Origin of the sequence: Trinickia sp. EG282A (assembly GCF_040965455.1) — a bacterium.
GTDB classification, from domain to species: Bacteria; Pseudomonadota; Gammaproteobacteria; order Burkholderiales; family Burkholderiaceae; genus Trinickia; species Trinickia symbiotica.
This window is the reverse complement of record NZ_JBFRCC010000010.1, coordinates 1-15,284: the sequence shown is the minus strand read 5'-3', so window position 1 is coordinate 15,284 and position 15,284 is coordinate 1. Positions and strand designations below refer to the sequence as shown.

Annotated in this window: 12 protein-coding genes; 1 reads left to right on the top strand and 11 read right to left on the bottom strand. The window is 56.6% G+C overall.

Annotated elements, in window-relative coordinates; genetic code table 11:
• Positions 1-12 precede the first annotated feature (12 nt).
• The 5 genes from AB4Y31_RS30130 to AB4Y31_RS30110 form a co-directional block, all read right to left on the bottom strand.
• Positions 13-1,698: a hydantoinase B/oxoprolinase family protein gene (locus tag AB4Y31_RS30130; protein ID WP_368677217.1), complete on the bottom strand. Its 1,686-nt coding sequence runs from the start codon at positions 1,696-1,698 to the stop codon at positions 13-15.
• On the bottom strand, positions 1,695-3,785 hold the full coding sequence (locus AB4Y31_RS30125; protein ID WP_368677216.1) for a hydantoinase/oxoprolinase family protein: 2,091 nt from the start codon (positions 3,783-3,785) through the stop codon (positions 1,695-1,697). The genes AB4Y31_RS30130 and AB4Y31_RS30125 overlap by 4 nt, the downstream gene beginning before the upstream one ends.
• Positions 3,786-4,879: 1,094 nt before the next feature.
• Positions 4,880-5,665, bottom strand: coding sequence for a porin (locus AB4Y31_RS30120; protein WP_368677215.1), 786 nt, complete (start codon positions 5,663-5,665; stop codon positions 4,880-4,882).
• Between the two features lie 349 nt (positions 5,666-6,014).
• The gene (hisG, locus tag AB4Y31_RS30115; protein ID WP_102607380.1) at positions 6,015-6,722 is read right to left on the bottom strand and encodes an ATP phosphoribosyltransferase; all 708 of its coding nucleotides are present in this window, start codon (positions 6,720-6,722) and stop codon (positions 6,015-6,017) included.
• On the bottom strand, positions 6,719-7,840 hold the full coding sequence (locus AB4Y31_RS30110) for an ATP phosphoribosyltransferase regulatory subunit (protein WP_368677214.1): 1,122 nt from the start codon (positions 7,838-7,840) through the stop codon (positions 6,719-6,721). The genes hisG and AB4Y31_RS30110 overlap by 4 nt, the downstream gene beginning before the upstream one ends.
• Positions 7,841-8,505: 665 nt before the next feature.
• Here AB4Y31_RS30110 and AB4Y31_RS30105 point away from each other — a divergent pair.
• Entirely contained in the window at positions 8,506-9,903 is a 1,398-nt protein-coding gene (locus tag AB4Y31_RS30105) for an MFS transporter (RefSeq protein ID WP_368677213.1), read from the top strand.
• Positions 9,904-9,969: 66 nt separating this feature from the next.
• On the opposite strand, the gene AB4Y31_RS30100 is transcribed toward AB4Y31_RS30105, so the two are convergent.
• From AB4Y31_RS30100 to AB4Y31_RS30075, 6 genes are all read right to left on the bottom strand, one after another.
• The gene (locus AB4Y31_RS30100; protein WP_102607376.1) at positions 9,970-10,194 is read right to left on the bottom strand and encodes a transposase; all 225 of its coding nucleotides are present in this window, start codon (positions 10,192-10,194) and stop codon (positions 9,970-9,972) included.
• Between the two features lie 116 nt (positions 10,195-10,310).
• Complete coding sequence (locus AB4Y31_RS30095; RefSeq protein WP_368677212.1) at positions 10,311-11,750, bottom strand: MmgE/PrpD family protein; 1,440 nt, start codon at positions 11,748-11,750, stop codon at positions 10,311-10,313.
• A 284-nt stretch (positions 11,751-12,034) separates the two neighbouring features.
• Positions 12,035-12,874 carry an ABC transporter substrate-binding protein gene (locus tag AB4Y31_RS30090; protein ID WP_368677211.1) on the bottom strand — a complete coding sequence of 280 codons (840 nt, stop codon included), beginning with the start codon at positions 12,872-12,874 and terminating at the stop codon, positions 12,035-12,037.
• A gap of 118 nt (positions 12,875-12,992) precedes the next feature.
• On the bottom strand, positions 12,993-13,397 hold the full coding sequence (locus tag AB4Y31_RS30085) for a hypothetical protein (protein WP_368677210.1): 405 nt from the start codon (positions 13,395-13,397) through the stop codon (positions 12,993-12,995).
• A 14-nt stretch (positions 13,398-13,411) separates the two neighbouring features.
• Positions 13,412-13,780 carry a hypothetical protein gene (locus AB4Y31_RS30080; protein WP_368677209.1) on the bottom strand — a complete coding sequence of 123 codons (369 nt, stop codon included), beginning with the start codon at positions 13,778-13,780 and terminating at the stop codon, positions 13,412-13,414.
• Between the two features lie 110 nt (positions 13,781-13,890).
• Positions 13,891-14,055 (bottom strand): hypothetical protein, encoded by a 165-nt coding sequence (locus tag AB4Y31_RS30075; protein WP_368677208.1) that lies wholly within the window; start codon positions 14,053-14,055, stop codon positions 13,891-13,893.
• Positions 14,056-15,284: the final 1,229 nt, after the last annotated feature.

The window sequence follows — 15,284 nt, the reverse complement described above, 5'->3', positions numbered from 1 at the left end:
GGCCCCCGAGCGTTACAGCAACGAAGGGTCGAGCCCGTAGATGTCTACGGCAGCGTCCTTCGAGATTCGCTCCTCCTTCAAGTCGCGAAGCACGAGCTCCCGAGCCCGCCGCTTGGGGTCTCCATAACCGCCTCCGCCAGCCGCGACCATCCCGATCGACTGGCCGGGCTGCAGCACGCTCTTGCGCCTTTCGAGGGGTGGCGCATTCTTCGGCATTTCCACCCGCGCCGGGCTGCCACCGTGCCCGCCGAAGATCCCATACGGCGAGAGGCGGCTATTTGTACCGCCGGCGGAAATCGTCGCCACGTGATCGAGAATCCGCACTCTGCGTCTCATCGTCATTCCGCCTCTGTGCTCGCCTGCGCCGCCGGAGTCCTGCACCAGTTCGTAGCACTCCACCATGACCGGGTGCTCGGTTTCCAATGCCTCAATGGGCAGGTTTGCCGTATTGGTCGTATTGACTTGAACTCCGTCAAGCCCATCTTTATGTGCACGGGCGCCCATCCCTCCACCCTGCATCTCGTTGTAGACGTAGAAGCGGCCGGTGCGCGGATGGGTTCCGCTAGTCGTCAGTAGAATCCCGCCAGTGGACGCAGCCACCACGCGTTCGGGCAGCACAGGGGCCAAGGCTGCGAAGATCATGTCGACGAGACGCATGGCGATGTCCGTGCGGCTGTAGACGGCAGCAGGAGGCGTGGAATTCAGGACGCTTCCCGCAGGTGCCGAAATGTGAATCGGGCGGTGGAAGCCCGAATTGGCCGGTATGTCAGGGTCGACAAGGGCTTTGACGGCGAAGAAGACCGTTGCCTGGAGCGCGGTGAAAACCATGTTGATGGGCGCCCGTACCTGCGTGGGCGCATCCGGAAAATCGACGAACAGCTCGTCGCCTCGCACGGTAACGCGAACCTTCAGATCGAGAATGTCGTCGATGAGATTGGTATCGAATTCATGCTGAAACTCGTACACGCCATCCGCAATCTGCGCAATGCCGGCTCTGGTTCGCCGTTCCGTGTAGTTGAGAATCTCTGCTGAAGCCTCTTCCACTATGTCGCTGCCATAGCGTTCACACAAATCCTGGAAGCGCTGCACACCGAGGCGATTCGCTGCCATCTGTGCCCGAAAGTCGCTCTTGCGCTCGTGAGGAACCTGGCAGTTCAGCAGGATGAGATCCATCACATCATTTTGAAGCACCCCCTCCTTATACAGTCTCACGGGTGGGATGCGGAGGCCTTCCTGAAAGATATGCGCGTGACCGCGGTCAACAAAATCCGAGTGATGCGCCAGATTTGCGACCCAGCCCACCAGTTGCTCTCTGAAGAACGCGGGCTCCATGAGCACGATGTCGTTCAGGTGCGTGCCGCCCCCCGTGTAGGCGTCATTGCCGATGAATACATCGCCGGGTCGAATCGATGAGATGTCGTGTTGCTCGAGCACGTATCCCGCGATGCCAAGCAGCGAACCCAGGTGGATGGGAATATGTTCAGCTTGCGCAATCGTGTTCCCGGTCCTGTCGAAGAGTGCCGTAGAGCAATCCTGTCGTTCCTTGATGTTCGTGGAGTATGCTGCGCGGATAACCGCCTTACCCATCTCCTCGGCAATAGTCGACAACGCGCTTCCAATCACTGCGACAGTGATCGGATCGAGCTTCGAGGATCTCACGTTAGCCAATGTGACGGTGGCCGATTCGCTAAAGTTCATGAACGCTCCTCGATAATCAGGTTGAGGAAGGAGTCTACGCAGGCGGTCTGGCCGGGAAGGACCAATGTCGTCGAATCCATTTGATTGATAATTGCTGGCCCATCGAGCGCGTGCCCAGGTCCTAGTGTTTCGCGGTCGTACAGCGGACAATCAGTGAAGCCTCCCGCCTCAGGAATCCATACCCTGCGAGTGCCAACCATTGCGTCGGCCGCCCGCGTAGCGGCGTTAGGCTGAGGCCGAAACTCCGCCTTTTTAACTCGCCCAACAGCATTGACACGCAACGTCGTGATTTGGACGGGTTCGCCGTCGGCAACATAGCCATATGCGAGTTCGTGTGCGTCTTCGAACGCTTTCCGAAGCTCTACAATTGCGTGCGCGTCAAACTTGCCGCCGGGACAGGGCACAGTCAATTCGTATCCCTGACCACCGTAGCGCATGTCCGCGGTGCGAGTGACGACTCTGTGCTCGCTCTCGATCTTCTCTTCCTCGAACCACTGCGAAATGTGACGCTCCAGCTCCTCGAACCCTTGCGCCAGACTGGCACCGCTTGCGGTGTCAAGTGGTAGAAGGCGGGTCAACGACGTCGAGGTCCGCAAGTCAGTCAAAAGAAGGCCGAGCGCACACATGATTCCGGGGTATTTTGGAATGACGATTTTGGCCATGTCGAGCGCCCGCGCGAGTCTGGACGCGTGAATCGGCCCTGCGCCTCCGAAACCGAACATTGCGTAATCGCGCGGATCATGGCCTCGCTCCACTGAAACCACACGAATCGCCTTGGCCATATTGGCGATGACGACACTGATGATTCCTTGTGCGGTCTCGATGACGCCGAGTCCGAGGCGTTCGCCAAGTTTGCCGATCGCTTCCTTTGCCTTAGCCTGATTGACGGGCAAGCGTCCGTCGAGCAGCGCGACCGGATTCAAAACCTGAAGTACGACGTTCGCGTCAGTCACCGTCGGCTCATCGTCGTTGCCGCGCTCGAAGCAGATCGGGCCCGGGTCCGCGGCAGCGCTCCGAGGGCCAACCTTGAGCAGGCCACCGGCGTCAACGTACGCAATGGAACCGCCGCCTGCACCAACCGTATGGATATCGAGCATCGGAAGCTTGAGCGGGTGTGCATGGACAACCGCTTGATTCGACATGATCGGCGCACCATGCTTGATAAGCGAAACGTCTGTCGATGTCCCGCCCATATCGAACGTAATCAGGTTCGGGAATCCAGCAGCTTCCGCGATAGCCAGAGTCCCCATGACGCCTGCAGCCGGCCCCGAAAGGACTGTGCGCGCCGGAAAACGCTGCGCTGACTCCGACGAGATGATGCCGCCGTTCGACTGCGTAAGATGCACGGGCGACCGGACACCAATTTCGCAAAGACGTGGCTTGAGCCGCTGCAGATAATGCTTGATGATCGGACCGAGGTAGGCGTTGACGACCGTAGTCGAGAACCGCTCGTACTCGCGGAATTCGCGAGCCACTTCGTGTGAAACGGTGACGTAGGCTCCGGGAATCTCCTCCTCGATAATTCTTCGTGCCCGCAGTTCGTGCTCTGGATTGACGTAGCTGAACAGAAAGCACACGGCGATCGACCGGATGCCTTCCTCGCCGAGCCTTCGTGCGGCAGCACGGACCGCATCTTCGTTGAGTTCCGTGAGTATCTTGCCATCGAAGAGCGTACGCTCCGGAACTTCAAGCCGTCGGTCACGCGAGACGATAGGCTTCGGCTTTTCGGTCTGCAAGTCGTACAGCGCGTCACGTTTTTGACGGCGCAGTTCCAGCACGTCGCGAAACCCCGATGTCGTGATGAGGCCCGTCTCGGCGCCTCGACCAACGATCAGGGCATTGGTCGCAACCGTCGTGCCGTGACCAAAATAGTGGACTTCGGCGTCTCGGCCCGACCTTCTGCACACTTCTCGCAGACCCTGCTCAACCGCATTGGCAATGCCGAGCGATGGATCCTGCGGAGTGCTGCTCACTTTCCAGACAAAGATGTCGCCCTGGTCTTCATCGAACATACAAATGTCGGTGAAAGTCCCACCTGAATCCACGCCGACGCGCAAGCGCAGGCGGTCATCGTTTGAACTGAGCATTACGAATGCGCTCCGTAAAAAATACGTGATAGTCGTAGTTCACGAATGGCGTCCAAATTGGCGCCAATATTGTTACAAAAAAACTCAGCAGTCTAGTCGCGGTCTCCCTGAAATCCGGGCGGAGCTCTGCGGAGTCGACAAACCCGCGCAACGGTGACCACCGCGCGTGCACCGCTTTATCGACTTGGGGCTGCAGCGGCATTCTGATTCCTTCGAAGCGAGTTGCTGGCCGATGGTCGGCCGGCGTGCTGACTTTTATTAAACAGACGAATCGGGGTTCTCCTCGATCGTCGCGACAGCAGGAAGTCATTTCCGTGCTGTGCTACCGACGGGTTCGCGACGCCGCGACTCGAAAGCTTATTTCCACTCTATGATTAAAAGCATAAATTTATTCATTCAGCCTCGAAAGAGAGTTAACCCTGAGGCGAGCGCCGACGCAGTGCATCCAGACGAGTCTGCGGATAAACGAGGAGAAGGTAGCGCACCCTCGAGCCATGAGCGGACCGCGGTAGACTCGTACGACAGCAGAAGCCGCGGAACCGCCACGCGCGCGTGCCGAGTTTCCCAAGGGCCTTTAGCCGTGCGCTCTTTCTTTGGGGGTCTTCCGGGCAGCGCTGCGCTGAGCGTTCGGCTCTTTGCAACGCAACTCAGCCGTTTCGGGACGGATGTAAAGTTGCATAGACTGCGCAATCGCGAAAACGGCGCCTTCATGCTGGGTCTTATTTCCGCCGCACCTATGAATCACCATTTAGAATCGGTGACGCATTCCGAGAAATACCAGTGTCTGGCTTGCGCTGCCAGCCGCAGGGTATGAATCAGCGATCACTGCTTGCGCTTTTCCTGCGCCATTTTGACCGGATGCGTGCCCATACGAAATAGATGCGTACACATCAGTTCGTTTGGATAACAGGTAGTCCGCCGCTACTGTTGCTTGGTTGTAGGTAGCCGACGAATCTCCGTGAGATTTCAGAATGTCATAGCCTATCTGTGTTACGACGAAGGGGGTGATTTTCCAGACGGCGTACACCGAGACATTGTTGTACCGCTCTGCGTTCCGGAACTTCGAGTAGGCATCGCGGAGATATTCAGAGTAGCTAATAATATCCGCCGAGCGTCACCGAGCCGATTGAATATTTTGCGCCGATCCGCGCGATGTTGATCGCCTTCGCGGAAGCGTAAGCGCTGTTAACCGGGCTAAAAAACAAGCTTCCGAATGTGGATGTGCCGCGGGTCGATACAGTAGGATTCCCCTCGTCTGCATGCAAATAGCCACCTGCCAACGCAAGTGGGCCAGCGGTGTACGACAGCGCTGCGCTGTACGACTGACCCGATCCCACGGAACCGGCTATGCCGCCGAGCGCGTAGGTAGCCGCCGCCTGAAAGCCGGACCAAACGGGACTCTGCCACTTTACAACGTTGTTAATGCGTGCGTTCGTGTCGGCGTTGTCTACATCCCCTGGGGCGGTGAAGTAGTAAAGGTAGTAATTCGGCTGAGTGGGGAATACGAGATCCGTCAGCGCATCGTAATTGCGTCCGAGTAGGATCGCTCCGTAGTTGTCTGACTTGATGCCCACAAAGGCCAAGCGACCAAACTCCGCTCCGCCCTGCTTGAATTTTCCGTTGTTGATATCGAAGCCATTCTCCAACTGAAATACCGCTCGAAGCCCGCCGCCCAGGTCCTCTACCCCTTTAAAGCCCCACTTGTTTGTCCCAATTTGCCCTCCCTGGAGGCTCCACTGCTGGCTCTTCCCTCCTGTGTTGTGAACGTACTGAATCGAATTGTCTAGCGATCCATAGAGCGTTACCGAGCCCTGGGGAAACGCTGGAGCGCAGGCACCGAGGAATCCGACAGCCGCCAAAATTGTCTTACCACGAATCATTTCGACCTCCTAAGTATTTTTGTAACAGCCAACTTTGCACGGCGTCGCGAGACAGTCAGGAAAATGTAACCTCATGGCGCATGCGCTCCGGCGTACAGCTGTGCGCCGACGGCCACGATAGTAACAATCCATAAATAAAACGCAAGCATGAAATTATTCATGCTTGCGTTCGGGCAGTGGTAGGTGCAGCCGGAGGGCGTTCGCCACAGCCCTCTTCGATCGTAAGCGCCCGGCGAAGGGATCCGCGGGCGTCCTCGCTGCTAGTCAAACGGCGGTAGTCGCCCCGCGATCCGGTGGAAGCGCGGCGATGTCGTCGGCGCGACCCGGAGGACCCAATCGAGCATGTCTTTCAGGTAGGCGGAGGGATTACTGAGCTCAGTCTTCCAGCAATCTCCGCAATGAGAGTCTGATCGACTTCTGCTTGCCTCATTCGCGAAGCCACCAGGCACGCCTGGGAGCGTAGGATGACTCCATCTTCAAGCACTTTCAGATGATTCGCCATCAGTGTCGCTCTCGTCGTCGTAATGTCTACGATTGCGTCGGCGGAGCCTGCTGCAGGAGCGCCTTCCGTGGCCCCGAGACTCTCGACGATCCGATAGGCTTGCATGCCATGCACACCGGAGAAAAAGTGTTGAGTTAGCCGCCGATATTTCGTCGCGATCCTGAGCCGTCGGCCGTGGCGTTGGTGGAAATCCGCTGCGACATCGTCAAGGTCGGCCATCGTCATGACGTCCAGCCAAGCCTCCGGAACAGCAACAACGACATCAGTCTTTCCAAAGCCAAGCCGTGCGACGATCTCCATTCTTGCCTTCCAGTCATCACGGCTTTCGAACAAGAGATCTTCGCCAGTAATGCCTAGATGGACCGCGCCACATGCCACCTTGACCGCGATTTCGGAGGCCTTGAAGAGAAACACCTCAACCTCGTCCCTACCAATAAGGCGAGTCTGGTATTTGCGTGGGTCAGGCTGCCAAACCGGCAGTCCTGCTTTCGCGAGGGCATCCATAGTCTGGTCGTTGAGTCGCCCTTTGGAAGGCAATGCAAGTGAAATTCTCATTGCATCCTCTCCCGGGACTGGTCGATTTCGGTAAGCAAGACAGAGAAGCCAACCGCTGGAATGGGTTGTGGAGCTCCGAGCAGGGTGGCCAAACAATCATATCGCCCGCCGCTGGCCAACGGTCTGTCGTTTCCGGGTACCTGGATCTCGAAGACGAGGCCCGTATAGTGATCGAGAGGTCGACCGAACGATGCATCCCACGTCACTTCTTGCAAAGGTACAGCTTGTTTGTCGATCACCTCCGTACGTTTAACGAAGTTGTCGAACGCTACTCCCAACGTCAATCCTGCCGACTTCGCGAAGCGAGCTACTTCGTCAGGTGCTCTCTGGAGAGGAACACGGATCGAAAGAAAACTCTTCAACACATCAAAAGTAGCCTGCGGCACTCGAGCGCTGGCGAGTTCTATCGTTTCAGTAAGGCGTGTTGCGATCTCCTCCGGCGGGCGCCCGGCAGTGGGTGACACGCTCCCGAGTGACATGATGTCCTTGATATAGGCCGTTAATGCGTCTGAGTGTCCTCGTGCGAGGAAACTCTTAAGCGCCTCATCGATGTACCTCTCCGGCATTGGAGCTGCGAGCTTCGCAAACATCGCTTCAAGTCGGACAGGCGCGCCGAACGCCCGTATCAACCGCTTTTGCCAGCGGCCTGGGACTTCGAGTGCAGCAAGCACCGCTTTGAAAATCGCTTGGTCACCAATGATCGTCGCATAGTCGTGACCAAACAGCGTGCCTTCGAGCAAGGCATATGCATCCGCGATCGAGCGTGCATCGGCGGTCGCGGCATCCGGATCGCCGATGTCCACTAGGCCGGCCTGCAGCAAACCATCGCGGCTTGCCGGACGCTTGCTGAAAGTTTCACCGAAATAGGCGTAGCGCCGCGGGATCGTCGCTCCGCATCGCAAGTGCTCCAGGCATACAGGTATCGTGAAATCCGGTCTCAAGCAGAGTGTCTCGTGGATGTCGCTCTCAGTCAGAAAGAAGTAGTACCGCTGCCCCTCACCCATAACGTCAATGAATGGGTCTGCAGGCTGAACGGTTGCTACTTCGACAAGCTCGGCACCGCGGCTCGCGAAAAGCTGGCGGATAGTTGGAGCGATGGCAGCATATTGAGCAGGCATTGGTATGTTTCCAGTAGCTTTGATTGCGGCTGAGGAAATTTCCGTATTGTCTTTCCTGACGGATGCTCAAAATCGAGCAGTCAACTCCGTGCTGGGCCGAGTCTTGCGACGACGTCTCCAGCATGGTGCTGTGTCGCAATAGCAAGCATGGACCGCGCCAAGCACAAGTTTCATTAAATCAATGTCCTCAATGCATCAATGTCCAAACTTCGACATCGTCAGTCGTCCATCTAGCGAATTCCCTGATCAGACATCAGCGGAAGGCATCACAAGGAGCTCCCTGCGATGCCCCGCAGCCAAATTCTTGGTCGCAGTTGATCCCGTCCCTCCGGATTCGATATCGCACTAACCTTGATGAATCAAAATTCCTCAACGCTAGTGTGATGTGCTGCAACTAAGCATGCTATGCGGGACGACCATATCCGGTGACTTACGCGTTGTCTGGTTTGTTCGAATTGTCGAATCAATGACGTCAAATAATTGACAAAATCCCGAACGCCCGCTCGACTGAATCATCTAGTAACACCAAGGAATAAGCCTCACCGGCAATTCTTTGGTGTCTGGCGCAACATTTGCGTCTGCACAGTCACAAATGCGGTTGAATCGATGTTTTGACGATTAGCCATTGCAATCCTTCAAATTGCCTGAACACCAACGATAACTCAATGTTCGTCGACCAGAAATCCCTTATTGCGCCCCTAGTCGTCGCGTGGGCGATGTTCATGGAAAGCGTTGACGCGAACGTGGTCGTTACAGCTTTGCCAGCTATGGCGCACGACTTCGGACACGATTCGGTGACGCTAGAAATCGCGGTGACAAGCTATGTGCTCGGTCTCGGCGTCTTCATCCCCGTATGCGGCTGGCTCGCTGACCGCTTCGGCGCGCGCACAGTGTTTCGCAGCGCAATTGGCATATTCATGGCGAGCTCACTGCTTTGCGCGGCGTCGAATTCGCTCGCCGCCTTCGCGTTCGCGCGTTTCGTGCAAGGCGTAGGCGGCGCGATGATGGTGCCAGTCGGTCGGATCATCATCTTCCGCATGGTGCACAAAGCCGATGTCATTCGATCGATGAACCATCTGAGTATGCTCTCGATGTTCGGCCCCGCGGCAGGCCCGTTGCTCGGCGGCTTCATGACAACATATCTGCACTGGCGCCTGACCTTCTTCGTTAATTTGCCGATCGGCGTTCTCTGCATGTACCTGACGGACAAGCATATCCCCAACACAAGCGTGCAGCACCCTGGACCACTAGACTGGATCGGCTTTTCCCTTTCGGCGGCGAGCATCGTTCTGCTTCTACTTGGGCTGTCGCTAATCGGCGGCGAACTCGTTTCCACCCGCGACGCGCTTAGCATGTGCGCGGTCGGCGCCGCGCTTCTCGTCATCTATGCCGCGTATGCACAGCGCACGAGGCTGCCGCTGCTGGATCTTCGCTTCTTCAGAGTAGCAACGTTTCAGGCAAGCGTGCTCGGCGGATCGCTGTTTCGCATCGGCCTCGGCGCGTTACCGTTTCTGTTGCCATTGATGCTGCAAGAAGGGCACGGCATGAGCGCGTTTCAATCCGGCCTAATCACTTGTGGATCTTCGCTCGGTGGCATATTCACGCGCATGGTAGTCTCCCGAGTGCTGCGCCGCCACGGTTTTCGCTCCGTGCTGGTGGTCAATGCCGCGCTGTCTGGCGTTTCTATGGCAGCATGTGGACTGATTTCTCCAGGCCTGCCGACGTGGATCATCTGGGCCGTTGTGCTTCTTAGTGGCTTTTTTCCGGCACTTCAATTCACGAGCTTGAACTCGCTGGCCTATGCCGACATCGCGAGCCGCGATGTCGGCCGCGCAACGAGCCTCGCCAGCGTTATGCAGAAGATGTCACTCGGTCTCGGCGTCTCCGTCGGCGGTATCGCGCTACAAGCTTCACGGTTGGCACACGGACACGTGGTCGTCGCATGGTCAGATTTTTGGCCCGCATTCCTGGTGGCGGGATTGTGCTCGTTCTCGTCAATTCCTCTCACGCTGCGCCTGCCGCATCACGCTGGAGAAGAAATCTCGCGCGGCGGCCGCAGTTGACGCACGCGTGGTTCCTCACGGCTTAGATCGCCTGACGGACCTGCCAATCGCCAGCCGACGATACGCCTAGAGTACAAATCCATCACCGCAGCGACGAACAACAAACCCTGTGCAGTCCACAGCAGCCATTTCCATGGCGCCGCCGCGCTCGGACTGCACCCAACGGCGCCACACGCTGTGATCAACACCCAGTTCCCGCGCGATACGCGTCACCACTGCGCCTGGCTCGTTACATAGCCTGACCGCTTCGCGCTTGAACTCGTCGGTGAAATGTCTTCTTCTTGTGCTCATTCTCGTTTCTCCGGACTACATCATGCCGTGTGATGTGTCCGGGAAACTGAGGGAAGGCCAGTCCTCCGCTACCACGCTCAGCCGGCTGCTTCACCATGAGTGCTTCTTACCAGCCCTCAGGCATCGTTTTGGTAAGGCTCATTAGCTCGAGACCGCGTCGCTCTCGCTGTCAAGGCCCGCACCGGAAATGCCTTATCCGCGGAACGGATGATTTCCGCAAGTCCATGAATTTTTACGTCATCTTTGCCAAGGCCTAACCCACGAGAGGCGCACATGCAAAACTTCGTTAGCAACGCCGAATGGCTCAAGGGGTGCTCCGGAGAGCCAAGAGGATGCGAGACCAGCCGCCGAAACTCACTATCTGAACCGCGAACGACCACTTCTGCGGCATAGAGTGTGTCAGGCAAGCTCTCATCGACGTGACAAAAAACGCTTTCAGCCAGTGTCAGCACCTCTGTATCGGGAAAATGCACCAGAAAATCATCAAGTGACACGGCTCCGCGCAACCAAGCAAGAGCCGCCACATAGGGAGCACTAAAGCGTGCGGCAATGATATTTTGCGGTCGACGCCTCGACTCGACGGGATCAACAACGCGAGCATATGAAAGTTTAGGCAAACCGATATCGATTCGGGAGATATCGGAACGGTTAATTTCGGACTGTGATCGCAAGGACAACACGGCATCAATCACCCCGTGCGTGAAACGGCAGGTCGGGTATGGTTTGATGCTTGCACCTATGATCTCGTACCTAGTCCCAAGGTCATCGACCAACGACTCCAGCGTGAAGTCGCGAACATAGAGCGGAAGAAATCCGGCCGGTCGATCCAATGCGCCTCGCGGAGCGCTCATCCCGCGCTTGACAAGGTCGACGGCACTAACGCCAGCCTGAGCGCCCCATCCAGCCTGCAAAAACTTGGAGCCAGTGCCATCCTGTTCGGCAAGCAGATGTCCAGCCGCAAAACTGGTCGCCAGACCCAACGATTGCTCGACGTCATCCGCAGAAAGCTTGTCAATAACCGCAGCCGCGCCGACAGCTCCAAAGATGCCGCACAACGTGGTGAAATGCCAACTCGGCTCGAGAGCCCAGTTGCGGCGCGACCGGCAACAACGGGTCAGCCGGCAGGCGACTTCATAACCGACGACAATCGCCGTCAATAATTCTCCAAGCGTCGCGTTCGCTCTCTCTGCAGCAGCGAAAGCCGCAGGAATGACACAAACTGACGGGTGCAATCCGGCCATGTCGTGACCGTCCTCAAATTCCAGCGCGTGCGCGGCCGTGCCATTCGCTAATGCCGCGAGCGGCGCGGCAGCAAGAATATCAGTTCCAAGCACTGTGCAGGATTGCGACGATTCATACTCAGAAACATACCCCTGCGAAACGCGGGCAGACGATTCGGCTGAACCACCTATCATGACGCCAACGCCGTCGAGTAAGTGTCGACGCGCCGCGCAGATCGCCTCTTCAGGCAGTTCCGTTTCTCTAGCGGTTGCAATAAATCTCGCCAAGATCGTCGTGACGGACAGTTTTACGTTTGCTTCAAGTTCAGGTGTCATTATCTGGATCTCATTGGTCAAAGCATTTATGTTTCGCTATTCCGCACATGTTTCAGATCACATAGGCTCTCGGCTTGAGGGCGGCCATCGCAATTCCGCTAGGTGTGTTAATGCAGCGAATGATTTTAAATGATAAGCGCTAGTGCGAATAGGCTGTTTAACAGCGTACGTCTATTGATTCGTGTACACCAGGTCGGACCGACTGGTTAGCATTCGCGGGAATGACACCAGCGATTGGACTGTTCGGTGCGTCGCCTTTCTTGCAGATGACTAGTGCCTCTTTGTTAAGGACAAGGATTGGTGGAATTACAGGTAGTGACGCCTTTTTCGATCCCCCAGCGCTTTATCAATCGCGCCATCTCTCCGGTCGCGTTCATTCTGTCAATTGAAGCCTGTACTGCGTTTTTCAGGGCGACATTTCCCTTCGGAATCGCAATGGAAATCGTTTTCGGGGGCACCGGTACGCCACCTATCGAGAACCGACCATGTGACCGCGACATGTAGTAGTTCATGACCACCGTATCAGTGGCAAGAGCGTCGACCCTTCCGAGGCTCAGATCCTGGAAGGCGACTGCATTCGTTCCCAGTTCAACAATGTCGATCGGAGGCTTTCCACTTGCCTTCAAATCGTCGCTGATATTGTGCAACGCCTTGGCATTATTGCTGCCGAGAAGTACAGCAACCCGTCTCCCCGAAAGGTCTTCGAACCGGGCCAAGTGTTTCGGGTTACCGGTTGGAACCAGCAGGCCCGAGCCAAACCTCCAGTAGTCCACAAACTCATACCGCTGCATGCGCTCCGGCGTTCTACCAATACTGGCGACCGCCAGGTCGCACTTTCCGGTGTCCAGAGCTGCAAAAAGACCGGAGAACTGATAGTTGTCGATCTTTGCTGCAACCTCCATCGATGAAGCAATATAATTCATCATGTCAACGGCGGCGCCCTTCGGCGTCACGCCATCGTCCGCGATTCCCTCAGCTGGCGGATTCTCAAGATCCGAACAGAATGTCAAGACCTTCTTTGCCTTGATCGATGCGGGTGCCTCAACCGAGGCTCCCGCTACCGCCCATGATTGAGCACTCAGCAACACCGCAGTAGCGACAACAAAACCTTTGATCCGACGCATATTTACTCCTAAATGTGTTAGCGCTTTTTGCTTCGGTTTCCCCACAGGCGCATTCGACCGCTCGATAGCCGTTCGCCGCTTTTGACGACGTCGACAGATGTTTCTCGCCCCGGCACCGTCACGACTGTTCCTCAGGTTGCCCGGTGTTACTTGGAATGGCACCGGCCAGGTGCAGCCGCCCTTCTTTCGCGGGCACCGACCTCAGGAGGATCGGTAAAAACCTACCCCTCCGCGGAAGGCGTGTGGTGAGACCCAACAACCCCTCGCTGGTTCGAACGCGTCCAGGCTTGTTTAGGAAACTAGCGTCAGAACTTATGCGGGATGCCGACGCGCACATCGCCCTGCGCACTAGCCAGCGACAGCGTCGTATACCAGCCAGTTCCGGATTGATCCCTGACGAAGCCTTCACGAAATCGCCCGATAGATACACTGTGGTACGTTTGGACAACGAGTACTGAACGCCTGCCGAGACCTGATTCCACGTATGTCCCGGGAAGTTATCGTGCTGATAGCCTGCGGCCACCAACCACGCCGGAGTCAGTTGATACGTCGCCCGCCTTCATAGACATGCATATACGACGTCATATTCTTGTGGCCAAGCTCGGTATTGGTGAAGTTGGCCATCACGGTCAGCTTGCCGATCTGGTAACTGCCACCGATCGCGAAAATCTTGTACGTATCGAGCACGAAGTTCGAAACAAGATCAGTCTCCACGTCGCTCGATACGGTCGCCACGGTCTGACCGAAGAAGACTGGCGTACAGACGCGATTATAAGGATCGACGGTGTATCCGGGCAGGGAGGCATATGCGACACCAAGACGCACCGGCGCGTTGGCATAGTTTCTGCCCACCTCCCACGCACTGCCTGTGTGGAAACTGCCCGCAACGTTGCTGAACGAATACATCACACCAGCCCTGAAACCCAGCAAACTTGGGCGTTGTGTACTTCACGGCATTGGGCAACCGTGTACAACTCATCCGGTCGATGTCACCCTGATGAATGCCGTATCCGCTTTCAATGAAGCTCACGTTGTAGTCGCAGACACAGTGCGAAATCATGCACATGCGTGATGCCATCGTCGATCAATCCGTACAACGTCACCGTACCGTCTGCCTGGGCAACGCCGACTGCCGAAGTCAATCCGCCAAATGCAAGCATCATTGCAACCTGCTTTTTCATCGCGACAATCCGTTATCATTTAGTATTCCTAATTATTACCAGAATCGGTGGATGAATTTCCGCATCGACACGGTGCACTCTTGTGGAACTGCGCCGCTTAGCTACGTTGACGGCAGCTTATGTTCTTCAAAAAAAAAGTACAATGCGTTTTTTGTTATTGAGCAAAAAACCTAGGGCATGTCCTGATCTGTCCTGTCGAGGTTGATCGCGGATGGTCGCCCGCGCGCGGGTGGGCCGCCAACGTTGCGGCAGCTCCTCGCACATCAGTTGCGAAGAGCAACGCCTGAACGAAGGGCGCAGTCGTCCCGGCCGTCGGCTTACGCCGCTCCGAAGCTGTACGCTTCGCACTATGTTATTGAACGTGCGAGAAACGAATGGACGTCCAGTCATTTGTTGAGCAAGTCAGTGCGAGGACGATGCGCGGCATCGCGTTTGAGGTTGCGGAACTGATCCGCAGTGGCGCTATCCCGATCGTCACTCAGTTACCGCAAGAGGCGTGGCGTTCTGACTGATGCGCTCGCGGAGCGAGGGACAACGGTGTCGGGGCAAGATGCATGTGAATCTGGCTTCCTGTATCCGACCAGCAATACGCTTTGGTAACGCTCGCTTCACGCGGGATTGCCGTTCGGCCAGGTTCACGGTTCCAGGTCACACCGAGACCGCATATCCGTGTCGCCACGAGCTTCGGGATGGACCAGGTAGATACGATTGCCGACGCTCTGGCGCAGGCAATCGGCGCACTCGACGGCCCGATCTTGCGCGGATGACGACTGGCGTTAGCGCCGGTGTAAAAGCGACGCTAAACGACGACGCAAGGTTGAGCGAATTGCTCAAGCACAAAGGGGCCGCGCGGGCCCCTTTGTTGTTTGCGCCATCGCTCAGAACGGCGGCTCGATACGCCTCGGGCGAAACCGAGCTCGCGAGCAGCTAGTCGTTCTTGCGATTCCCATCCCGACAGTACACGATCCTCGTCTTCTCAAGATGCACCTCTCTAGGTCACAGGCCTTGGGACGCGCAAGCACCAATTCCTTTGCGTCGAGTTTATACACGACCTGCCGGAAGGCGAAATCTGAAGTAAAGCTCAATGTTTCAACGTGCCTAGGGATGGTGTTCAAAACACGGTCGGCGACGCCGACGTAACGACGCAAGTAACGCCAGGTGAAATCAATGAGACGACGCGCGCGAATTCGATGTTCGAATGAGCATAGATGCAGCTCTGCAATCCGTGA

Excerpts from the sequence above, each read along its gene's own strand:
- AB4Y31_RS30120 (WP_368677215.1), bottom strand. The coding sequence starts at position 5,665 with ATGATTCGTGGTAAGACAATTTTGGCGGCTGTCGGATTCCTCGGTGCC.
- AB4Y31_RS30075 (WP_368677208.1), bottom strand. The coding sequence starts at position 14,055 with ATGAAAAAGCAGGTTGCAATGATGCTTGCATTTGGCGGATTGACTTCG.
- AB4Y31_RS30080 (WP_368677209.1), bottom strand. The coding sequence starts at position 13,780 with ATGTATTCGTTCAGCAACGTTGCGGGCAGTTTCCACACAGGCAGTGCG.
- AB4Y31_RS30105 (WP_368677213.1), top strand. The coding sequence starts at position 8,506 with ATGTTCGTCGACCAGAAATCCCTTATTGCGCCCCTAGTCGTCGCGTGG.
- AB4Y31_RS30125 (WP_368677216.1), bottom strand. The coding sequence starts at position 3,785 with ATGCTCAGTTCAAACGATGACCGCCTGCGCTTGCGCGTCGGCGTGGAT.
- AB4Y31_RS30130 (WP_368677217.1), bottom strand. The coding sequence starts at position 1,698 with ATGAACTTTAGCGAATCGGCCACCGTCACATTGGCTAACGTGAGATCC.
- AB4Y31_RS30110 (WP_368677214.1), bottom strand. The coding sequence starts at position 7,840 with ATGCCTGCTCAATATGCTGCCATCGCTCCAACTATCCGCCAGCTTTTC.
- AB4Y31_RS30100 (WP_102607376.1), bottom strand. The coding sequence starts at position 10,194 with ATGAGCACAAGAAGAAGACATTTCACCGACGAGTTCAAGCGCGAAGCG.
- AB4Y31_RS30090 (WP_368677211.1), bottom strand. The coding sequence starts at position 12,874 with ATGCGTCGGATCAAAGGTTTTGTTGTCGCTACTGCGGTGTTGCTGAGT.
- AB4Y31_RS30095 (WP_368677212.1), bottom strand. The coding sequence starts at position 11,750 with ATGACACCTGAACTTGAAGCAAACGTAAAACTGTCCGTCACGACGATC.
- hisG (WP_102607380.1), bottom strand. The coding sequence starts at position 6,722 with ATGAGAATTTCACTTGCATTGCCTTCCAAAGGGCGACTCAACGACCAG.